A 20,779-nucleotide genomic window follows, 5' to 3' on the forward strand; every position below is an offset into this window, starting at 1 on the left:
AGCACCTCCCCGACGACGCCGACCACGGCATCGTCTTAAAGCCCCCGGACAGCACAAACCCCGGCCACAGGCCGGGGTTTGTGCGACACCCTCTAGCGCGGGGGTTTCTGCGTTTCTGGGGCGCGTCGGCGCCGGGTGCGCGGAGGGTGATTTCAGGCACGAGTGCCTTTATTCCGGCAAACTAGGTCCGATTGGCTTGGCTCGCGCCCATGCCCCGCCGTACCCATCCCACCGAAGCGCGGGCGGGCTTCACGCCCGGCGAATGCATCGGTCGCGCTCCGTTCACTGACGTGCCTGACAACACATGCGCTGTAGAGGTTCCGTGGGCCGGCGTGCGACACTGGGAGGCATGGACGAGGCGCACGTGAAGCTGACCGGCGATCTGTCGGGCGACTATGTGGTCGAGGATCAGCGGGCGGATGGGCGTCTGGTGTTGCGGCCCGACCTCAGCGTCGAGGCGATCCTTGCGCGCCACGGCGAGCGTGAGCTGGCGCCGGACGAGTTCGATCGTCACTTCGGGCATCTGCCCGCCGACGGCGAAGGCTGACCGTGGCAGACAGCCCGGTCGGGCCTGTGGTGCCTGTTCTCTTCGACGAGCACGCCATCGCGGAGGATCTGCACCATCTGCCGGGCGGCGCGCGTGTCGCGCTTGAGACGTTTCAGCGCGACCTGAACCGTTCGGGCGGTCTTCAGATGGCTCGTTTGAAGCGATGTGACGCAGAAGGCCGCGATGGCACCGATCTCGGCGGGTGCCTGAAGACGTATGTGCCCTGGCCGACTGGGCGCTTCGGACTCGTCTTCGTTCCTGCCGTTCATCCATCCCGACCGCTCGCGCTGCGAGTGATTGCGTTCGGCGTCCGCCACCCGAGCGGCAACCGGCCGAGCGTCTATCGGATCGCGCACGAGCGCAAGCACGGCAAGCGGTAGCGCGTTCACGCCAGCGGCAGGAGTCGTTCCGGCACTCACGCCCTGCGAGTGGCTGAATCCCGCGGAATCGCCCACCATCCACGCCAATCCGCTGGGGCCTCCTGCGCAAAGCGGCGCCGCGCCCGCGCGCAGAACTCCCTGCAAATCCCGGACTTCTGCGACGTTCGCAGCGTCTGAGAGCGCCTTATTGTGGTCCAGGCGGTCGCGGGTCCGAGTCCCGTCGCTCATCCTCAAGAATGCCGCGCAAACTTCGGGTTTTCTGCCTCAAGGGAAGCGCGCCTCACAGCCGCTGACCGACGCTGCCTGCGCGCCGCGACCTCACGGAGCCAAGGCGACGTCGTGGCGTGCGAGTGCGCGGAACAGCTCGCCGGCGTCGAACGTCACCGTCTGGGAGCGGCGTGCTCGGTCGCGCGGAGCATGCCGGGACGCGGTCTTGCTCCAGCTGATCGCCAGCTCGAGGCGCTCCGCCATCGAGCGCTCGCGGGACCAACCCCGCCGCGATGATCGCGCCGGGGTTGGCGAATGGGTCGCGCACGAACTCGCCGGGCGTCGGTTCGTCTCGAACTGGGCGACTCATAGCCGCCGCGTACCGGCATCAGTGTCGAAGCTAGGGCATCCTCGGCGAGGACCGCGCCGGCGTGCCGGCGGGCGCCCCCGCGCAGGGCTGGACCCGAGCGCTCCGGGTATCTGAAGCGTCATGGCTGGACGGACAGACGACAAGCGGCACGGGTCCGGCGGCGAGGAGCCGGGCCGCGAGCAATCGCACGGGCCGGTCGGGCAGGCGGTCGCGACGTCGGTGCACGGCAACGCGACCGCGTTCGGCTTCTCGATCATGATCACCGCCACGTTCGGTGCGCTCACCACGATCGAGGGCTCCGGCACGGTCGCGGAGATCCTGCTGTTCGGCGTCGGCGCCGCGCTCTCGGTGGCCCTGCTGGAGGGGATCGTCTCGCGCGGGTTCCGCGTTCGTTCCCGCGTCGCGCACGCAGAGGTCAGACTGCTCGGCACCGCGCTCAACGTCGCCTCCGTCAGCGCGGGCGTGGGCGCGGCGATCGGAACGGCCGAGCTGGTCGACGGCGCCGCCGCCTGGCCGCTGGCGAGCTTCGCCGCCGCGCTCGTCTACGTCGTCGTCGAGTCGGCCGAGATCGGGCTCGCGGAGCTGGTGCAGAAGGCGCGCGGCGACACCCAGGCCGAAGGCGGCCGCCAGGAGGGCTGACCGCGCCCGGCCGCACAGCGCGCCCGCGGCGGCCGGACAGCGCGCCCGCGCGCCCGCGGCGGCCGCACAGCACGCCCGCGCCCCGACGCGCCCGCGCCCCTCACCGTCTGTGGTCGACGATCTCGACGTTGTTGCCGTCGGGGTCGAGCACGAAGGCGCCGTAGTAGCCCGGGTGGTACTCCGGCCGCTCGCCCGGCGCGCCGTGGTCGCGGTATCCGGCGGCGAGCGCCTCGCGGTGGAACGCCTCGACCTGCGCGGCCGTGCCGGGGAAGGCGAGGTGGACGTGCTCGGTCGGCGCTCTGTCGTCCAGGAGCGAGAACGAGCCGCCGCGCGGCCCGCCGCTGAAGCGCACGTAGCCCTCGCGCCTCTCGACCGGCCGGAAGCCGCCGTGCGGCGCGACCAGCTCGTAGAAGCGCGTCGCGGCCGGCACGTCGGCGACGCGGATCCAGAGGTGGTCGATCTCGCCCTGGTCGCGCATCGTGCCGTAGTGGACGGCCTCGATGCTGTTGCCGTCCGGGTCGAGCAGGAAGCCGCCGTAATAGTCCTCGACGTACTGCGGCCGCGGGCCCGGCTCGCCGTCGCTGCACCAGCCGGCGGCGGTGCCGGCCTGCCAGAAGGCGTCGACCGCCGCGCGCGACGGCGCGCGGAAGCCGATGTGGAGACCGCGCGTCGCCGGCCGCGCGTCGCTCGCCGACGCGATCGAGAAGTCGCCGAACTCGTCGAAGGCCGTCGGCTCGATCCCCAGCGTGGCGAGGATCGCGGCGTAGACCGGCACCGAGGCCTCCCGGTCCGCGACGGTGATCGTGACGTGGTCGAACATCCGACGCAGTCTCGCAGGCGCCGGAGACGGCGCCCACCCCGAGCCCCGCTGCGGCCCGAACCCGCCCTGCTAGCCTCGGCTCGATGGGCGAACTCGTCTGGATCGAGGACGCACGCGGCCCGGAGAGAGCATCGCCGCCGCCCCGGCGCGAACGGCCCGACGACGGCGAGGCGCTCGACGCCTACTCGCGCGTCGTGACGGAGGTGGCCGAGCAGCTCGCGCCGTCGGTCGCCAACCTGCGCGCACGCGGGCGCACGGCCGGCGGGCGCCCGGTCGAGGGCGGCGGCAGCGGGGTCCTGATCACGCCGGACGGCTTCATGCTGACCTCCGCACACGTCGTCGAGCGCGCCACGCGGGTACGGGCGTCGTTCGTCGACGGCACCGACCGCACCGCGGAGATCATCGGCGTCGACCCCCTGTCGGACCTGGCGCTGCTGCGGACCGACGGCGCCGGACTCGCGCCGGCCCAGCTCGGCGACGCCGACCGCCTGCGCGTCGGCCAGCTCGTCGTCGCGATCGGCAACCCGCACGGGTTCGCCGGAACGGTCACCGCCGGTGTCGTCTCGGCGCTCGGCCGCTCCCTGCCGGCACGGGGGATCGCGCGGGTGATCGACAACGTGATCCAGACCGACGCCGCGCTCAACCCGGGCAGCTCCGGCGGCGCGCTCGTCGACGGGCGCGGCGCGGTCGTCGGCATCAACACCGCCGTCGCCGGCGTCGGCCTCGGGCTCGCCGTGCCGATCAACGAGGCGACGCGGCAGATCGTCTCCGCGCTGATGCGCGACGGCCGCGTCCGCCGCGCGTACGTCGGCATCGCCGGCGGCTCGCGCCCGCTGCCGCCGCGGATCGCCGCGCGACTCGGGCGCTCCAGCTGCATCGAGGTGGTCGAGATCGTCGACGGCAGCCCCGCCGCGCGCGCCGGCCTGCGCCCCGAGGATCTGATCGTCGCGGTCGACGACACGCCGATCGCGAGCGTCTCCGAGCTCCAGCGACTGCTCGTCGCCGAGCTGATCGACCAGCGCGTCGCGCTGCGGATCGTCCGCGGCGGCGAGGAGCGGACGCTCGAGCTGCGGCCGGTCGAGCTGCAGGTCGGCGGACGCTGAGCGGCCGCCGACCTGCCCGCGCTCACCGCCGCGGCGCCGCCAGCGCCGGATGCTCGACCATGTCGACCGCCGCGCGGCCGGGCTCGATCATCGGGTAGAGGACCTCGCCCGGCGCGGTGTGGACGTCGAGCACCGCCGTGCCGCCCGCGGCGAGCGCCTCCTCGAGCGCCCGCTCCAGCTCGGCGACGGTGCGAACCGTCCACGCCCGCGCGCCGAAGCCGCGCGCGACCGCGGCGCAGTCAGTCGGCTCCGACAGGTCGACGTGGGAGCGGCGCGACTCGAAGAACTGGTGCTGCCACTGGTCGACCATCCCCAGCACCCGGTTGTTCAGCACGACGACCAGCACGGGCAGATCGGCCTGGACCGCGGTCGCCAGCTCCTGCGCGGCCATCTGGAAGGAGCCGTCGCCGTCGACGCAGACGACCGTCGCGCCCGGCCGCGCCGCGCGGGCGCCGACCGCGGCGGGGACGCCGAAGCCCATCGTGCCGTGACCGCCGGAGGTGAGGAACGACCGCGGCCGCTCGCAGCCCAGGTACTGCATCGCCCACATCTGGTGCTGGCCGACGCCGGTCGTCCAGATCGCGTCGCCGCCGCGCTCGGCGACCGCCGCGTGCAGCAGCTCGAGCGCCTGCTGCGGCTTCGGCGGCGCGTCGGCCGGCGCCGGCTCGTAGTGGAGCGGGAAGCGCTCGCGCCAGGCGGCGATCCGCTCGCGCCAGGCGGCGGTCCGTGACGCGGCCGCGTCACCCCCGTCGACCTGCTCGGCGAGCCGCGCGAGCGTCTCGCGCAGGGAGCCGACGAGCGCGACGTCGGCGCGGCGGATCTTGCCGATCTCGCGCGGGTCGACGTCGAGGTGGACGACCTTCGCGACCGGCGCGAAGGCGTCGAGCCGGCCGGTGACGCGGTCGTCGAAGCGCGCGCCGACCGCCACCACGAGATCGGCCTCGTTGAGCGTAAGGTTGGCGAACTTGTGCCCGTGCATGCCCGGGATGCCGGCGTGCAGCGGGTGCGACTCCGGCAGCGCGCCCTTCGCCATCAACGTCGTCACGACCGGCGCCTGCGCCCGCTCGGCGAGCGCGCGCAGCTCCGCGCCGGCGTCGGCGTTGACCGCGCCCCCGCCGACGTAGAGGACCGGGCGCTGCGCCGCGGCGATCAGCGCCGCCGCCTCCCCCACCGCCGCCGCCTCCGGCCGCGGCTCCGCGCCGCGCGAGCGCGCTCCGACCGCCCCGTCGGCCCCTCCCGCGGACCGCGGCGCGGCGTACGCGCACGGCGCCTCCTGCACGTCGCGCGGGATGTCGACGAGCACCGGGCCGGGCCGGCCGCTGCGGGCGAGCCGGAATGCGTCGTGCAGCACCTCGGCGAGCCGCTCGACGTCGCGCACCTGCCACGCGCGCTTCACCAGCGGCGCGACGACGGAGGCGATGTCGCACTCCTGGAAGGCGTCGGTGCCGATCAGCTCGGCGCGCACCTGGCCGGTCACGCAGACCAGCGGCGTCGAGTCCATCCGCGCGTTCGCGATCGGCGTGACGAGGTTGGTCGCGCCGGGGCCCGAGGTCGCGAGCGCGACGCCGACCTCACCCGACGCACGCGCGTAGCCCTCCGCCATGTGCCCGGCGCCCTGCTCGTGGCGGACGAGCACGTGCCGGACCGACGTCCTCCGCGCGATCGCGTCGTAGATCGGCAGGATCGCCCCTCCCGGCATGCCGAAGCAGACCGTCACCCCCTCGGCCTCGAAGGCGCGCAGCACGACGTCGGCGCCGACCGACGGGCGAGCGGTCGCGGGAGCGGTCGCAGCGACGGCTGCGGCGGGCGGGGCGGTTGCGGCGGTGTCCGCGACGGCGGTCGCGGCGGGCTTGTCGACGGGCATCGGAGTCCTGGGGTCGCGGAGATCGTGTGCGGCTCCGCCGGCGGCGCCGCGCCGTGGCGCCGGCTGCGGGCGGAGCGGCCTCGGCGGCACCGGCGCACCGGCTGCGGCGAGGCCTGGGGTTGGGAGGCGTGCGAGGACGCTGTCGACCGATTCCCCTAGCGGGGAATGGCGCGCACGATCGCGGCGAGGCGAGCCGACCGCGGGAGGTCCCGGTGCGGGGAGCGCATGCTGGGAGCCGCGACGGTCATGGCGTGATCGTAGCCCACCCGCGCTCGCGCGCAGCCCGACGCCTGTGGCGCCGGAACCGAGGTCGGCGCGACAGCCGTCGCCCCGCGCCGCCGCCCGCCACCGCGCTTAGGATCAGCCCCGTGACCCTGACACTGATGCACAACCCCCACTGCTCCACCTCGGCGCACGCGCTCGACGCCCTCACCGAGGCTGGCCACGACGTGACCGTCCGCAAGTACCTGCTCGTCGCCGAGCGGCTGTCGGAGGCCGAGCTGCGGTCGCTGGCCGCGCGCCTCCAGGGCGATCCGGTCGACGCGCTGATCCGGCGCGACAAGAAGTACAGAGACCTTGGGCTCGACGCCGACGGCCTCGACGCCGACGCCGTCGTCGCGATCCTGCTCGAGCATCCCTCGCTGCTGCAGCGGCCGATCCTCGACGACGGCGTGAACGTCGTGATCGGGCGCCCCCGCGAGCGCCAGCGCGCGTGGGCCGCGACCGGGAGAGCCGTCGTCGAGGCGTGAGCGAGCCGGGTCGCCCGGCCCGCCCAGCCGCCGGCGAGCCGACGGTTTGCCGACTGTAGACAGTAGGCTACGGCGCCGACCGCACTCGCCGACCGCTGAGAAGGCTGCTCCATGGCTCTGGACTGCACGTATCGACTTCGGATCCCGCACCGCGTCGGGCAGCTGGCGACGGTGTGCGCCTGCATCGCCCGCCACGGCGGCGTCGTCGGAGACGTCTCGACGATCTCCGTCGCCCGCCACGAGGCGCTGCGCGAGATCACGATCGAGGTGCGCGACAAGGCGCACGCCGACGAGCTGGCGGCGGGCCTGGCCGAGCTGCCGGACGTGCACGTCAGCTGGTACCACGACCGCGCGTTCATCGCCCACGACGGCGGCAAGCTCGAGGTCCGCGGCGTGCGCGCGGTCGAGTCCAACCAGCACGTCCGCGACGTCTACACGCCCGGCGTCGCGCGCGTCTCGACCGCGATCCACGAGCATCCCGAGCTGGCGCGCAAGTTCACGATGATCGGGCGCTCGGTCGCGATCGTCACCAACGGGACGCGCGTGCTCGGCCTCGGCGACATCGGCCCGGTCGCCGCGATGCCGGTGATGGAGGGCAAGGCGCTCTTCTACGGCCAGCTGGTCGGGATCAGCGCGGTGCCGATCCTCGTCGACACCAAGGACGTCGACGAGTTCGTCGAGACGGTCGTCCGCATCGCGCCGGGCTTCGGCGGGATCCACCTGGAGGACATCTCGGCGCCGGCCTGCTTCGAGATCGAGCGGCGGCTGATCGAGGCCCTCCCCCAGCCGGTGATGCACGACGACGTCCACGGCACGGCCGTCGTCACCTTCGCGGCGGCGATCGCCGCCTGCCGCCACGCCGGCATGCGGCTCGACGAGGCGGTCGTCGGCCAGATCGGCCTCGGCGCGGCCGGCTTCGGCATCGCCAGCCTGATCCACGACGCCGGCGTCAGACGCCTCGTCGCGACCGATCCCAACCCCGGCGCCCGCGACCGCGCGAGCGCGCGCGGGATGGAGGTCGCAGACCTCGAGACGGTGATGCGCGAGGCCGACGTCGTCGTGGCGACCAGCGGCCAGCCCGGTCTGATCTCGCCCGAGCTCGTGCGCCCGGGACAGGTCGTGCTGGCGCTGACCAACCCGGTGCCGGAGATCGAGCCCGACGTCGCGCTGGCGGCCGGCGCGGCCTTCGCCGCCGACGGCACCTCGGTCAACAACGTGCTCGGCTACCCGGGCATCTTCCACGGTGCCCTGCTGGCCGGCGCGAGCGCGATCAACCTCGAGATGAAGCGCGCGGCCGCCTGGGCGCTGGCGGGGCTGACGGTCGAGTCCGAGCTGGTCCCCGACGTGCTCGACCCGGCCGTCCACGACGCCGTCGCCCAGGCCGTCCGGCAGGCCGCGATCGACAGCGGCGCCGCGGTGGACGGCGGCGGCGCCGCAGCGGCGCCGCGCGCCGCCTGACCGCTCACGTCATCTTGTCGACGGCGCCCTTGACCTTGTCCATGACGCCGCCGCCCTGACCGTCGGAGCGGGTCGCCTCGCGGCCGGCGTGGACCGAGACGGGGCCGCCCATCAGCTCCGGCTCCTGGCCCGCGACGGCATGCGGGTCGCCGACGTGGAACTCGCTCCGCCCGTCCAGCGACGCGCCCTGGGACCAGCGGCCCATCTCCGCGTCGGGCGAGTCGGAGTGGTTGAAGAAGGCGTAGGCGTACTCCTTGTAGCCGCCCTCGTCGATCACGTCGTTGGGTGCCGAGGCGAAGGTGTCGCCGATGTCCTCGATCGCCGCCATCCACTGCTGCTGGTGCATCGTGTCGCGCGCGATCAGGAACGACAGCATGTCCTTCATCCCCGGATCGTCGGTCAGCTCCCGCAGCCGCGCCGCGAGCGTGCGTCCGATCGCCTCGGCGGCGACGTTGGCGCGCATGTTCGCGGTCAGGTTGCCGCCGACGTCGATGCAAGCGGCGTTGAACGGGACGCCGTTGGCGTCGGAGGGCATCGCCGCGAGGCCCGCGGAGAGGAAGTGGCGCGGCTCGATCCCGCCCATCCGCGCGGAGACCAGCGGGTTCGTCACAACGTCCTCGACCTTCTCGGACGGCATCCCGTCGAGGTTCATCGCGACCGCGGTCGCCAGCACCTCGATGTGGCCGATCTCCTCCGTCCCGGTGGCGAGCAGCATGTCGCGGTATCTCTTCGGCCCGCGCGTCCCCCACGCCTGGAAGAGATACTGGTTCATCACCCGCATCTCGCCCTCAGGGCCGCCGATCGCCTGCTGCAGCATGCGCCCGAAGACCGGGTTCGGTCTGTCGACGCGCACCGTGTAGGCCAGCTCTCTGTGATGGTGGAACATGAAGCCTCCTCGTTGTGGCCTGGACCGCTTACGTGCCCGCCCGTCGCCGGCTCAACCACGCGAGCGGCGCGCCGTCCTCAGCGCTGACGCGCGTGGGCATGGCGGTGGTGGCCGTGCTTGCGGCCGCCGTGGTCGCCGCGATCGCCGTGGTCACCGCGGCGTCCGTTGTCCCCGTGCCGGTCGTTCCCCGGGCCGCGGGCGGCCTCGGAGAGGTCGAGCAGCTCGCCGAGGTGACGGGTGATGATCGGCAGCGCGCCCTGGCCGAGCGTGCGGATCTGCGGCTGCTCGCCGCGGATGGCGGCGCGGAGGTTCAGCAGCAGCGCGTCCCGGTGCGCCGCGATCTGCGCGTCGATCCAGGCCGCGTCGAAGTCGGGACCGCGGAGACGCGCGAGCGCCTCGACGGTCGCCTGCTGCCGCGGTGAGAGTCCCTCCGGCACGGCGACGCCGAGGGCGGCCGCGACGGCGCTGCCCTGCTCGAGCAGTCTGGTGTGGTCGGTCACGAACATCGCGCCGAGCGCTCTGACCTCGCTCGACTCGGCCCGCTGCTGGGCGAGCTGCCCGGTCACGATCTCGAAGCGGTTGGCCTGTGCCGCCGCGGGCAGGTACGCCTCCGCGGAGATCGGGGCGATCCGCGCGTGGCGACTGTGCCCGTCGGCATGCCTCGGGCCGTCGTTCGCGGATGCGGTGGAGGGCAGGACGACGAGGGCCGCCGCGGCGATCACGACCGCGAGCGGCTTGGGTGAGAGGCGCATGGCCGCTCCTTTCCAAGTTGACGGACCGCTTCGATACCCACCGACCGCAGGCTCACGCGGGCGTTGCCGCGCACCCGGCGCCCGGGCACTTCTGCCCGGGCGGCGGGCGGCTCCCCCGGTCTGTCCCGTCGCCCGCTACGCGGCCCAGCGAAAGCCGACCGCGTCGGGGCGGGGCGTCAGCGGACTGCCCGGCAGCTCGCCTGCCGGCGCGTCCTCGTTGTACGCGCTCGGCGCCACGTCGTTGGGCGCGTCGGCGTGGAAGAGCGCGGCCAGCAGCTCGATCTGGCCGCGGCCGACGCCCAGCTCGCCCATGCCGCCGCCGTACATCGGCCGCCGCTCTCGCGCGCAGCGGGCGTAGACCTCGAACAGCTCGCGCAGGCTGCCGATGCGCGACGGCTTGACGTTCACCACGCGTCCGGGCGGCGACGTCGCGCCGATGTCGTCGGCGGTGTGGATCGGCGCGTCGTAGGAGACGCGCTCGACGTGGGCGCCGAGCCGCCGCGCGATCTCGGGCAGGTCGTGCGGATCCTCCAGGTAGGCGTCGGGGAACGCGGCGAGCACGCGGTCGTACAGCGCGCCGAGCGCCGCCGGATCCTCGACCTCGAAGCCGTAGCGGCCCTTGAAGTCGATCGTGTCGACCGCGCCGGTCGCGGCCACCTCGTCGACCAGCGCCGGCGCCCAGGTCGCCTCCGCGTCGAGTTTGAAGCGCACGCCCGGCGAGCGGGCGAGCCGCCGGCGGACGTGCTCGATCGACGGCTGCTCGCCGAGGCCGAGCGAGTTGACGAAGCGGACCGGTCGCGGCTCGAGGCCGAGCGCGTCGTGCAGCGAGCGGCCGGCCTGGCGCAGGGCGAGGTCGAGCGCCGCCGACTCGAACGCCCAGGTGCGATAGCGCCGGGCCGCCTCCCACTCCGGCGGTCTCGGCCACGGATCGAGCGTCGCGAGGTGGTCGCAGAAGCCGGCGAGCGTCCACACGCCGGCGAGCGGCAGCGCGGGCCGGGCCTCGTGCAGCGACGTGCCGTCCTCGACATGGACCGAGACGTCCTCCCCCACCCCTTCGACGCCGCCGCCGGCGAGCCGCACGTGCGTCGTCACGCGCTCGAACTCGTGGGCGAGGACGGCGTGCAGCCGCTCGTACTCGCACGACTCGACGACGAGCGGCAGGTCAGCCAGCCGCGGCCAGAGCGATTCCGTGTGCGCCATCGCCCCGCAGCCTAGCCCGAGCGGCCGGCTGCGGTCAGCGGCCTGACGTGCCGGTGCCGTCGCCGTCGCCCGCGCCGGCGTGCCGAGCGAGGCCGTCGAGCAGGTAGTCGAGTCCGAGCGCGAAGGTCCGGTCCTCGTCGCGGTCGTCGAGATGGCCGTGGGCGTGGAGGGTCGGGTAGTCGTCGCGGTGGGCGCGGAGGTGGTCGCGAGCGGCGCGGCGGAGCTCGGGGTCGGTGGTGCGCTCCCAGCTGGAGCGGGTGACGGCCGAGCCGATCGCGTAGTCGGCGATCGCGTGGGTGCCGGCGGTGAGATGCGGCTCGCGCAGGCCGGCGCGCCGCAGCGTCGCCTGGAGGTGCTCGGTGCGCGCGAGGACGTTGGGGCCGAGCAGCGGGCGGCCGAGCAGCGCGGCCGACCAGCCGTGCCGCAGCATCGCGGCGTGCCAGGCGGAGACGAGCGCGCGGACGTCGCGGCGCCAGTCGCGGCTCGGGCGTCTCGGGATCGGGACGTCGGCGAAGATCGCGTCGAGCGCGAGGTCGATCACGTCGTCCTTGGTCGGGACGTGCCAGTAGAGCGTCGTCGGGCCGGCGTCGAGCCGCTCGGCCAGGCGGCGCATCGTCAGGCCGGCGACCCCCTCCTCGTCGAGCAGCGCGACCGCCTCCTCGACGATCCGCGCACGGGTCAGCGACGGCTTGTCCCGCCCCCGGCGCTCGGGCTGCAACCAGACGCTCATCGCTCGGCAGGCTATCGTTCCGGTTCTAGAACAGTGTTCGAGAACCAGATCATCGATCCGGAAGCACTGGGATGACCGGCGCCGCGCACCTGGAGGTCCGCGACCTGCGCTACGTGCGGCCCGACGGCCGGCTGCTGCTCGACGGCGTCTCGTTCGCCGTCGGCGGCGGCGAGACGGTCGCCCTCGTCGGGCCCAACGGCGGCGGCAAGACGACGCTGCTGCGACTGATCGCCGGCGAGCTGCACCCCGACGGCGGCAGCGTCACCGCGTCGGCCGGCGTCGGCTTCATGCCGCAGCTGATCGGCGCCGGCCCGGGGAGCGGGAGCGTCCGCGACCAGCTGCTGGCCGTCGCGCCTCCGCGGATCCGGCGCGCCGCCGCCGCGCTCGCCCGCGCCGAGGCGCGGCTGGCCGAGCGCGGCGACGAGGCGACGCAGCTCGCCTACGCGGCGGCGCTCGCCGAGCAGGCCGACGCCGGCGGCTACGAGCTCGAGGTCGTGTGGGATGCCGTCGCCCGCGACGCGCTCGGGCTTCCCTACGCCGAGGTCGCCGATCGTCCCGTCGCCTCGCTCTCCGGCGGCGAGCGGAAGCGGCTCGTGCTGGAGGCGCTGCTGCGCGGGCCCGACGAGATCGTGCTGCTGGACGAGCCCGACAACGCGCTCGACGTTCCCGCCAAGGAACGGCTCGAGCACGACCTGCGGGCGACCGCCAAGACGGTCGTGCTCGTCTCCCACGACCGCCAGGTGATCGCCGCCGCGGCCGACCGCGTCGTCACCGTCGAGGACGGCGGCGTCTGGGTGCACCCGGCCGGCTTCGCCACCTACGCCGAGGCGCGCCGCCGTCGCCTCGGCCGGCTCGAGGCGCGGCGACGCGACTGGAACCGCGAGCGCGCGCGGCTGCGCCAGCTCGTGCACGCGCGCCGCCAGAGCGCCGCGCGCAATGACGGGCTGGCCGGCTCGTACCGCGCCGCGCAGGCACGTCTCGCGCGGTTCGAGGCAGCCGGGCCGCCGACCGCGCCGCCGCAGCCGCAGAACGTCCGCATGCGGCTGCGGGGCGGCCGCACCGGCAAGCAGGCGGTGATCGCCGAGCGGCTCGCGATCCCCGGCCTGCTGCGACCGTTCGACCTCGAGGTCTGGTTCGGCGAGCGCGTCGCGCTGCACGGCGCCAATGGCGTTGGCAAGTCCCGCTTCCTCGAGCTGCTCGCCGACGCGGGGCGGCCGGGCGCCCGAATGGCGCCCGGGCCGTCGCGCCCGCCCCACGACGGCACGCTCCGCTTCGGCGCCCGCGTTCTCCCCGGCCTCTTCGTCCAGACCCACCGGCGCCCCGACCTCCACGGCCGCACGCCCGCCGCGATCGTCATGGCCGACCACGCGCTGGAGAGCGGCGAGGCGATCGCAGCGCTGGCCCGCTACGAGCTCGCCGCGACCCGCGACCAGCCGTTCGAGACGCTCTCCGGCGGCGAGCAGGCGCGGCTGCAGATCCTCCTGCTGGAGCTGGCCGGCGCCACGCTCCTGCTGCTCGACGAGCCGACCGACAACCTCGACCTCCACAGCGCCGACGCGCTCCAGCAGGGTCTCCAGGGCTACGCCGGCGCCGTCCTCTTCGCCACCCACGACCGCTGGTTCGCCGCCGACGCCGACCGCCGCCTCCACTTCGCGGACGACGGCTCGGTGCGCGAGGCCTGAGCGGAAGCGAGCGCTCAGCCGAGGTGGCCGCCGTACCCGGCGAGCTTGTTGCCGAGCGCGAGGATCCGCGACGGCTTGCCGGTGCGCAGCTCGCGTCTGTCGCCGACGTCGCGCATCGCCCACACGAGCGTCGAGCCGATCGCGCGCAGCGGCTCCGGGTGCCAGCGCGGCAGCGGGCGGCTGTCGACCCACGGCAGGCGCGACAGCTCGGTGTCGCGGCCCAGCAGCAGGTCGGCGAGCGTGCGGCCGGCGAGGTTCGACGGCGCGACGCCCTCGCCGACGTAGCCGCCGGCCCAGGCGAGGCCGGTCGCGCGGTCGACGCCGACGGTCGGGACCCAGCGGCGCGAGGTGCCGAAGACGCCGGTCCAGCTCCGCTCGATCTTCACGTCGCGCAGCGCCGGGAACAGCTTCACCAGCTCGGCGTGGTACATCGCCCGCACTCTCTCGATCGCCGGACCGGGCTCGCCGGGGCTGGAGCGGAACTTGTACGGGACGCGGTTGTCGTCGCCCCCGATCGTGATGCGGCCGTCGGCGGTGTGCTGGAGGTGCAGGAAGGGATGCTCGGCGAGCAGCGCCTCCCGTCTGGCCCAGCCGACCTGCTCCCACAGCTCCGCGGGGATCGGCTCGGTCACGAGCATCGAGGTGTGGATCGGGACGATCAGCCCGCTCGCGCCGCCGACGCTCTCCGTGTACGCCTCGGTCGCGCGCACGACGAATCTCGCCCGCACCGTTCCGCGCGCCGTGTGCGCCGCGTGCGGCTCGACGCGGGTGACCGGCGAGTGGTCGTGGATCGTCGCGCCGAGCCGCTCGACCGCGTCGGCGAGGCCCCGCACGAGCCGCCCCGGGTGCATGCTGGCGCAGTGGCGGCTGAAGCGCGCACCGAGCGCGCCGTCGATCGCGATCCGCTCCGCGACGCCGGCGGCGTCGAGCATCGTGCTGTCCTCCGGCCCGAAGCCCCAGCGGCGGTCGGCCTCGACCGACGCCTGGAAGCGACGCAGCTCCAGGTCGTTGCGCGCGACCATCATCACGCCGTTCTTGGAGAAGGAGCAGTCGATCCCCTCGCGCTCGACGGTCGCGCCGATCTCGTCGACGGTCGCCTGCAGCGCCCGCTCGATCGCGAGCGCGCCGTCGCGCCCGCCCCGCTGCACCCAATGCTCGCGCGAGCCGGCGAGCTGCGCGATCACGGCGCCGCCGTTGCGGCCGGAGGCGCCGAAGCCGGTCGTCTCGGCGTCGAGCAGCACGACGTCGAGCGACGGCTCGGCGCGCTTGAGCGCGTACGCCGTCCACAGGCCGGTGTAGCCGGCGCCGACGATGCAGACGTCCGCGTCGCGCGAGCCGCTCAGCGGCGCGCGCGCCGGAACCGCGGCCTGCTCGCCGTACATCTGCGCGAACCAGTGCGAGATCTCTGCTGCCTTCTGTGCCACGTCTGTCTGTCCTCTGTCGTGGGGAGTCTGCTGCGTCACGCGGCGTTCACGCGTACGCGACGGTGAAGCGAGCGCGCACGTGCGCGCCGCGCTCCAGCTCGTCGACGAGCGCGACCGCGTAGTCCTCGATCGAGATGCGGCTGTCGCCGTCGGCGTCGCGCACCATCTGCTCGCCGCCGATCGCGTAGGCGCCGGTCCGCTCGCCCGGCTCGATCACGTCGGCCGGGCTGAGGTAGGTCCAGGCGAGCACGCCGGCCTCGGCGCGGTAGATCTCGAGCGCTTCGCGCTGCGCGAGCGAGGCCGGCTTCCACGCGTCCGGGAAGCCGGGCGCGTCGACCGCCTGGAGGCCCGGGGCGACGAACAGGCTGCCGGCGCCGCCGACGACCAGCAGCCGCTCGACGCCGCCCTGCGGCAGCCCGGCGATCAGCGCCCGCGCCGCCGCGACCGCGACCGGCGGCCCCTCCGGCGGCACGCCGCCGACGGCGCTGACCACGGCGTCGTGGCCGCGCACGGCCGCGGCGACGCTCGCCGCGTCGGTCACGTCGCCGACGACGGGGGTGCAGCCGGGCGGCAGCGCCTGCGCGCGCGCCGCATCGCGGACGACCGCGGTGACGGCGTGGCCGCGCCCGAGCGCCTCGACGGCGACACGGCTGCCGATCGCGCCCGTCGCGCCGAAGATCGCGACGTTCATGGGTGACATCTCCTTGGTGCAGGACGAAGCGAGAGCGGCGACTATACCGTAAGTCGAACACATTAGCTCGATATTCGGGTACCGTGCTCGCACGATGGCCTCCACTTCCGCGGCGCCGAGCGTCCGCCGCGTCCTCCCGCTGGTCGCGCCGGCCCTCTTCCTCGAAGGCGCGATGTTCACCGTGCTGGCGCCGCTGCTGCCCCACTACGAGCGGGAGCTCGAGCTGGGACCGGCCGCGACCGGCCTGCTGTCGGCCGCCTTCCCCGCCGGCGCGCTGCTGTTCGCGCTGCCTGCCGGCGCGCTCGCCGCGCGACTCGGCGGCAAGCGGGCGATGCTGCTCGGCCTCGCGCTCCTGTCGCTGGCGAGCATCGCCTTCGGGCTCGCGCCGACGCCCGCGCTGCTCGACGCCGCCCGCTTCGCACAGGGCTGCGGCGCCGCCGCGATCGGCGCCGCCGGCCTGACCTGGGTCGCCGCCGTCGCGCCGGCCCACCAGCGCGCGACCGCGCTCGGCACGCTGCTCGGCCTCGCGCCGGCCGGCGCGCTGCTGGGGCCGCCGCTCGGAGCGCTCGCCGTCGCGCTCTCCCCCGCGCTGCTGTTCGCGCTGATCCCGGCGCTCGCGCTCGCGCTCGCCGCCGGGATGGCGCGACTCCCGGACGGCGCCCCGCCACAGGAGGAACGCCGCTCGCCGGCGGCGCTGGCGGCGCGGGGCGCGCGCGGCGAGACGGCGTGGTCGCTGTGGCTCGTACTGCTGCCGGCGACGGCGCTCGGCCTCGTCTACTACCTCGGCCCGCTGCGACTCGACGCGCTCGGCGCCTCGGCCGCGCTGATCGCCGTCGTCTTCGTCGTCGCGGGCGGCAGCGAGGCGCTGCTCAACCCGCTGCTCGGCCGCGTCGCCGACGGTCGCGGCGTCCGCTGGCCGGTGCTGCTCCGCCTGCCGCTGATGGCCGCGCCGATCGCGCTGCTCGGCTCGCTCGGCACGCTGCCGGCGCTCGCCGCCGCGCTCGTGCTCGGCGGCGCCGCCTCGGCCTGCTTCTGGCCGGCCGGCAGCGTCCGCCTCCATCGACTGGTCGAGCGCGCCGGCGTCGGCGACGGCCACGCCTTCGCGCTCTTCAACCTCTGCTGGTCCGGCGGCCAGATCGTCGGCTCGGCGGGCGCCGGCGCGCTGTCGTCGCTCAGCGGCGCGGCGGCGCCGTGCCTGGCGACGGCGGCCGCGATGGTCGCGACCGCGGCGCTGCTCGCGCGGCAGCCGGCCTGAGGCGACCGCGCCCCCGCCGCTCGGCGACCGTGGAGCCCCCGCGCCGCGCGGGCGCTCCGCGGCACGACTCAGCCGTACAGCTTCGCGGCGACCTGCGCGGAGGCCTCGCGCAGCACGTCGATGTGCTCGGCGAGGCCGGTCGCGCGCGTCGTCGGAACGAGGATCGCGAGCGAGGCGACGGCGTGGCCGTCGTGCATCACGGGCACCGCGAGGCCGTGGACGCCCTGCTGCAGCTCGTCGTGGGAGAGCGCGTAGCCGAGCTGCCGAACCCCCTCCAGCTGCTTGCGCAGGCCCTCGGGCGAGGGCACTCTGCGCAGCACGCGGTCGATCGTCGCCGGCGACATGAAGGCGAGCAGCGCGCGACCGCTGGCGCCCTGCGTGAGCGAGTGGCGCGAGCCGATCATGTGCTCGACGCGGACGACGTGCTGGTCGCCGACGTACTGCTCGAGCACCATCGCGTCGTCGCCGTCGGCGATGTGCAGGACGATCGTCTCGCCGACGTCTCTGCCGAGGCGGGCCATCACGCCGGCCGCCGCCGCGCGCAGCTCCGGCTGCACCCGCTCGGCCATCCGCACGACGATCGCGCCGGGGACATAGCCGCCGCCGGAGCGGGTGACGAAGCCGCGCTCGCGCAGCGTCGTCAGCAGGCGATGGACGACGGTGCGGTTGAGCCCCAGCTCGCGCGCCAGCTCGGCCGGCGTCATCGGACCGTCCTCGGTCAGCTTCAGCAGCACGGTGAGCGCGTGGTCGGCGGTCTTCGAAGTCTCTGCCATGGGTCGTGGGCCTCGGTCGGGGAGCGCGTCTCCAACGGCCGAGTTTATCCGCTATGCGGAACAAACCATGCCGTTGCGTTCGCAGCGGACGGCTCGGAAGCGTTGACGACTCCGCCGAACAGACGCTATCGTCGAACTACTGTAACCGAATAACGGACGCCACATGCGAATTGCGACGTACCTCCAGGCCGGCGAGCAGCGGCTCGGAGCCCTCGACGGAGGCGACGCCGTCGTCGACCTCAACCGCGCCGCGGCCGCGCGCGCCCGCGCCGCCGGGCGCGCGACCGCGCAGGCCCACGCCGACGCGACCGTCCCCGCCGACGTGCTCGCCTTCCTCGCGCTCGGCGAGCCGGCGCTCGCCGACGCCCGGGCCGCGCTCGACCATGCCCGCTCGCTCGACCCGGCGAGCGCCGCCGCGCAGCTGCTGCGCGCCCCGCTCGCCGACGTGCAGCTGCTGCCGCCGGTGCCGCAGCCGCCGAAGATCATCTGCGTCGGGCGCAACTACGCCGAGCACGCGCGGGAGGCCGGCAGAGAGCTCTCCCCCATACCGATCATCTTCACCCGCTTCGCCGCGACGCTGCTGCCCGACGGCGGCGCGCTCGTGCGCCCGACCGTCTCCGAGCAGTTCGACTGGGAGGGCGAGCTGGCGATCGTGATCGGGAGACGCGGCCGCCACATCGCCAAGGAGGCGGCCTTCGACCACATCGCCGGCTACTCGGTCTTCAACGACGCGACGATCCGCGACTTCCAGTTCCGCACGACCCAGTACACGGCCGGCAAGAACTTCCACGCCTCCGGGCCGTTCGGCCCCGCGCTCGTCACCAAGGACGAGGTCGCCGACCCGCACGCGCTGCGGATCACGACCCACATCGACGGCGAGCTGCAGCAGGACGGCAACACGAAGGACATGCTGTTCGACATCCCCACCATCGTCGCCCACCTCTCCGAGTTCGTCGAGCTGGAGCCCGGCGACGTGATCCCGACCGGCACGCCGGCCGGCGTCGGCTTCAAGCGCACGCCGCCGCGCTTCCTGCAGCCGGGCGAGGTCGTGCGCGTCGAGGTCGAGGGCGTCGGCGTGCTCACCAACCCGGTCGTCGCCGAGGAGGCGCTGCGATGAGCGACGAGCTGTTCGAGCGCGGGCTGGAGATCCGCCGCGCCGTCGTCGGCGCCGAGTACGTCGACAGAGCGCTGGAGGGCGGCGCCGACGACTTCTCGCGCGACTTCCAGCGGCTCGTGACCGAGTTCTGCTGGGGCGCCGGCTGGGGCCGCGAGGAGCACGGCGCGCTGTCGCGGCGCGACCGCTCGCTGCTCAACCTCGCGATGATCGGGACGCTCAACCGCTCCGACGAGTTCAAGCTCCACCTGCGCGGCGCGCTGCGCAACGGCTGCACCCGCGAGGAGATCCGCGACACGCTGATCCAGCTCGCGATCTACGCCGGCATCCCCGCCGGCGTCGAGGCCTTCCGGCTCGCGAGAGAGGTCTTCGCCGCGGTCGACGCCGAGTCCGACGCCGCGTCGGCATGACCCCCGCCGGACTGCTCGCCGCGCCCGCGTCGGCCGCCTTCGAGGCGGCCGTCGCTGAGGTCGCGGCGGGCGAGATGGCGCTGCTGGTCGAGCCGCCGGAGACCGGCGGCGCCGGCTTCCTCGTCGCCGCCGCACGCACGGTCACGGCCGACATGGTCGCGACGATGCTGCGCGAGGCGGCCGGCATGCCGCTGCTGGCGCTCGAGGAGGAGCGCTGCCGGGCGCTGGAGCTGTGGGCGCTCGGCCGCCCGCGGCCCGGCGGCCCGCCGCCGGCGATGGTCGCGATCGAGGCCGCCGAAGGCGTGACGACCGGTATCTCCGCGGCCGATCGCGCGCTGACGATGCGGATCGCCAGCTCGCCGGAGGCGACCGCCGCCGACGTCGCCAAGCCCGGCCACATCACCGCCCACCGCGTCGAGCGCGACGACCTGCCACGGCGCCCCGACGCCTTCGCGGCCGGCGCCGCGCTCGCCGCCTTCGCCGGCCTCCCGGGCGGCGCCGCGCTCTGCCAGGCGATGGACGCCGCCGGCCAGCCGGCGACCGGTGCGGCGCTCGACGCGCTCGCCGAGCGGATCGGCGCGCGGGTCGTCTCGACGATCGAGGTGCTCGACCACCTGCTGCGCTCCGAGCCGCTCGTGCGGCGGGTCGCCGACCGACCGCTGGAGACGACCGCCGGGCCGGTCCGCGCCGTCTCCTATGCCGACCGGCTGCTGCCGGGCCGACACCTCGCGCTGCTGCCGGCCGACCGCGACGCGGCCGCCCCGGCGCCGGTCGAGGTGCACGTGCAGGACCCCCTGCTCGACGCCTTCGACGCCGCCCGCGCCGGCCGCCGTGCGCAGCTGGATGCCGCGCTCGCGCGCACGGCGAAGCGCGGCGGCGTGCTGCTGTCGCTCGCCCCGCGCACGCTCGCGGACGGCGAGGACGGGCCGGCCGACGGCTTCGCCGCCTCCGCCCACGACCTCCTCGCCGCCACGCACCACGCGCACGTCGCCACGCACGTCCTGACGGACCTCGGCGTGCGCTCGCTCAAGACGCGCCCCTTCTCGCTTTGAGAAGCGAAACGCCGCCGCCGGCGATGCCGGCGGCGGCGTCCTCGTTCCCCTCGTGTCGCCCCGCTCAGGCGACGCGGTCCCCCGAGGCCTGCTCCTGGGCGGCCGCGGCGTCCTGCTCGCGCTGGGCCAGGAACGCCTCGAAGTCGAACGACTCGAGGTCGATCTCCTCGATCGGCGGGTAGGGGCGCGGACGGCCGTCCCAGCCGATGTGGTCGATGCCCCAGTAGAACTCGAGCAGGTTGCCGTCGGGGTCGCGCGCGTAGAAGCGCGGCTGGTTGCCCGGCCCGCCGCGGCGGGCGTTGACGATCTCGACCCCGCGCGACTTGAACTCGCGGTACAGCTCCAGGAGCCGCTCCGGCGTCGCGATCTCGAACGCGATGTGGTGCAGCCCGTAGCCGACGCCCTCGACCTCTTCGGCGCCCTGCTTGAGCGTGAAGATCGAGATGCAGTGATGGGTCGTGTCGCAGCGGACGAACGCGCCCGCCGTGACCGCGACGCCGTGACCGATCTCGTCCTCGGGGTACTCGAACTGCTCGGTCAGGCGCAGGCCCAGGACCTCCGTGTAGAAGCGGATCGTCCGCTCCATGTCGCGCACCGCGATGCCGATGTGCCCGATCTTCTCCACTGCCACTGCCATTGCGACGGTCCTCCTGATCAGATGAGTGAGGGAGCG

General features: G+C 74.6%; 21 protein-coding genes. 11 read left to right on the forward strand and 10 right to left on the reverse strand.

Going from position 1 to position 20,779, the window contains the following annotated elements; translation table 11 throughout:
- The first annotated feature begins 349 nt into the window (after positions 1-349).
- The 3 genes from BDZ31_RS08540 (at position 350) to BDZ31_RS08555 (ending at position 2,143) form a co-directional block, all read left to right on the forward strand.
- Positions 350-547, forward strand: coding sequence for a hypothetical protein (locus BDZ31_RS08540; protein ID WP_183341097.1), 198 nt, complete (start codon positions 350-352; stop codon positions 545-547).
- Positions 548-549: 2 nt separating this feature from the next.
- Positions 550-927: a hypothetical protein gene (locus BDZ31_RS08545; RefSeq protein WP_183341099.1), complete on the forward strand. Its 378-nt coding sequence runs from the start codon at positions 550-552 to the stop codon at positions 925-927.
- Positions 928-1,624: 697 nt separating this feature from the next.
- A complete protein-coding gene (locus tag BDZ31_RS08555) occupies positions 1,625-2,143 on the forward strand; it encodes a hypothetical protein (protein ID WP_183341104.1) in 519 nt (172 codons plus the stop codon).
- A gap of 100 nt (positions 2,144-2,243) precedes the next feature.
- Here BDZ31_RS08555 and BDZ31_RS24505 read toward each other — a convergent pair whose 3' ends face one another.
- Entirely contained in the window at positions 2,244-2,963 is a 720-nt protein-coding gene (locus tag BDZ31_RS24505) for a VOC family protein (protein ID WP_221242949.1), read from the reverse strand.
- Between the two features lie 83 nt (positions 2,964-3,046).
- Between BDZ31_RS24505 and BDZ31_RS08565 the strand changes: the two genes are divergently transcribed.
- Positions 3,047-4,066, forward strand: a complete 1,020-nt coding sequence (locus tag BDZ31_RS08565; RefSeq protein ID WP_183341106.1) for a S1C family serine protease — start codon at positions 3,047-3,049, stop codon at positions 4,064-4,066.
- A 22-nt stretch (positions 4,067-4,088) separates the two neighbouring features.
- Here the strand turns inward: BDZ31_RS08565 and ilvB are convergent, their stop codons facing one another.
- Positions 4,089-5,930 (reverse strand): biosynthetic-type acetolactate synthase large subunit, encoded by a 1,842-nt coding sequence (gene ilvB, locus BDZ31_RS08570; protein ID WP_183341107.1) that lies wholly within the window; start codon positions 5,928-5,930, stop codon positions 4,089-4,091.
- A gap of 368 nt (positions 5,931-6,298) precedes the next feature.
- Between ilvB and BDZ31_RS08575 the strand changes: the two genes are divergently transcribed.
- Entirely contained in the window at positions 6,299-6,679 is a 381-nt protein-coding gene (locus BDZ31_RS08575; protein WP_221242950.1) for an ArsC/Spx/MgsR family protein, read from the forward strand.
- Between the two features lie 111 nt (positions 6,680-6,790).
- The gene (locus BDZ31_RS08580) at positions 6,791-8,137 is read left to right on the forward strand and encodes an NAD-dependent malic enzyme (RefSeq protein WP_183341109.1); all 1,347 of its coding nucleotides are present in this window, start codon (positions 6,791-6,793) and stop codon (positions 8,135-8,137) included.
- Between the two features lie 4 nt (positions 8,138-8,141).
- On the opposite strand, the gene BDZ31_RS08585 is transcribed toward BDZ31_RS08580, so the two are convergent.
- The 4 genes from BDZ31_RS08585 to BDZ31_RS08600 form a co-directional block, all read right to left on the reverse strand.
- A complete protein-coding gene (locus BDZ31_RS08585; RefSeq protein ID WP_183341111.1) occupies positions 8,142-9,023 on the reverse strand; it encodes a manganese catalase family protein in 882 nt (293 codons plus the stop codon).
- A 77-nt stretch (positions 9,024-9,100) separates the two neighbouring features.
- Complete coding sequence (locus BDZ31_RS08590; protein WP_183341113.1) at positions 9,101-9,775, reverse strand: DUF4142 domain-containing protein; 675 nt, start codon at positions 9,773-9,775, stop codon at positions 9,101-9,103.
- A 135-nt stretch (positions 9,776-9,910) separates the two neighbouring features.
- Entirely contained in the window at positions 9,911-10,975 is a 1,065-nt protein-coding gene (locus tag BDZ31_RS08595) for an enolase-like domain-containing protein (RefSeq protein WP_183341115.1), read from the reverse strand.
- Positions 10,976-11,009: 34 nt separating this feature from the next.
- Positions 11,010-11,705 carry a TetR/AcrR family transcriptional regulator gene (locus BDZ31_RS08600; protein WP_183341117.1) on the reverse strand — a complete coding sequence of 232 codons (696 nt, stop codon included), beginning with the start codon at positions 11,703-11,705 and terminating at the stop codon, positions 11,010-11,012.
- Between the two features lie 71 nt (positions 11,706-11,776).
- Here BDZ31_RS08600 and BDZ31_RS08605 point away from each other — a divergent pair, with 71 nt between their 5' ends.
- On the forward strand, positions 11,777-13,387 hold the full coding sequence (locus BDZ31_RS08605) for an ATP-binding cassette domain-containing protein (RefSeq protein ID WP_183341119.1): 1,611 nt from the start codon (positions 11,777-11,779) through the stop codon (positions 13,385-13,387).
- 14 nt (positions 13,388-13,401) lie between these two features.
- Here the strand turns inward: BDZ31_RS08605 and BDZ31_RS08610 are convergent, their stop codons facing one another.
- Positions 13,402-14,811 carry an FAD-dependent oxidoreductase gene (locus tag BDZ31_RS08610; protein ID WP_183341121.1) on the reverse strand — a complete coding sequence of 470 codons (1,410 nt, stop codon included), beginning with the start codon at positions 14,809-14,811 and terminating at the stop codon, positions 13,402-13,404.
- Between the two features lie 46 nt (positions 14,812-14,857).
- Positions 14,858-15,502 carry an NAD(P)-dependent oxidoreductase gene (locus BDZ31_RS08615; protein WP_221242951.1) on the reverse strand — a complete coding sequence of 215 codons (645 nt, stop codon included), beginning with the start codon at positions 15,500-15,502 and terminating at the stop codon, positions 14,858-14,860.
- A gap of 94 nt (positions 15,503-15,596) precedes the next feature.
- Between BDZ31_RS08615 and BDZ31_RS08620 the strand changes: the two genes are divergently transcribed.
- Positions 15,597-16,757 (forward strand): MFS transporter, encoded by a 1,161-nt coding sequence (locus BDZ31_RS08620; RefSeq protein ID WP_183341124.1) that lies wholly within the window; start codon positions 15,597-15,599, stop codon positions 16,755-16,757.
- A 68-nt stretch (positions 16,758-16,825) separates the two neighbouring features.
- Here BDZ31_RS08620 and BDZ31_RS08625 read toward each other — a convergent pair whose 3' ends face one another.
- Positions 16,826-17,530, reverse strand: coding sequence for an IclR family transcriptional regulator (locus BDZ31_RS08625; protein ID WP_183341126.1), 705 nt, complete (start codon positions 17,528-17,530; stop codon positions 16,826-16,828).
- Between the two features lie 163 nt (positions 17,531-17,693).
- Here BDZ31_RS08625 and BDZ31_RS08630 point away from each other — a divergent pair, with 163 nt between their 5' ends.
- From BDZ31_RS08630 to BDZ31_RS08640, 3 genes are read left to right on the forward strand one after another with little or no spacing between them, the layout of a single operon-like run.
- Entirely contained in the window at positions 17,694-18,647 is a 954-nt protein-coding gene (locus tag BDZ31_RS08630; RefSeq protein ID WP_183341128.1) for a fumarylacetoacetate hydrolase family protein, read from the forward strand.
- Positions 18,644-19,054, forward strand: a complete 411-nt coding sequence (locus BDZ31_RS08635) for a carboxymuconolactone decarboxylase family protein (protein WP_183341130.1) — start codon at positions 18,644-18,646, stop codon at positions 19,052-19,054. Before BDZ31_RS08630 ends, BDZ31_RS08635 begins: the two co-directional genes overlap by 4 nt.
- Positions 19,051-20,106: a 3,4-dihydroxy-2-butanone-4-phosphate synthase gene (locus tag BDZ31_RS08640; RefSeq protein WP_183341132.1), complete on the forward strand. Its 1,056-nt coding sequence runs from the start codon at positions 19,051-19,053 to the stop codon at positions 20,104-20,106. The genes BDZ31_RS08635 and BDZ31_RS08640 overlap by 4 nt, the downstream gene beginning before the upstream one ends.
- 64 nt (positions 20,107-20,170) lie before the next feature.
- On the opposite strand, the gene BDZ31_RS08645 is transcribed toward BDZ31_RS08640, so the two are convergent.
- Positions 20,171-20,743, reverse strand: a complete 573-nt coding sequence (locus tag BDZ31_RS08645; RefSeq protein WP_183341134.1) for a VOC family protein — start codon at positions 20,741-20,743, stop codon at positions 20,171-20,173.
- Positions 20,744-20,779: the final 36 nt, after the last annotated feature.

The sequence above is a fragment of the Conexibacter arvalis genome (assembly GCF_014199525.1).
GTDB classification, from domain to species: Bacteria; Actinomycetota; Thermoleophilia; order Solirubrobacterales; family Solirubrobacteraceae; genus Conexibacter; species Conexibacter arvalis.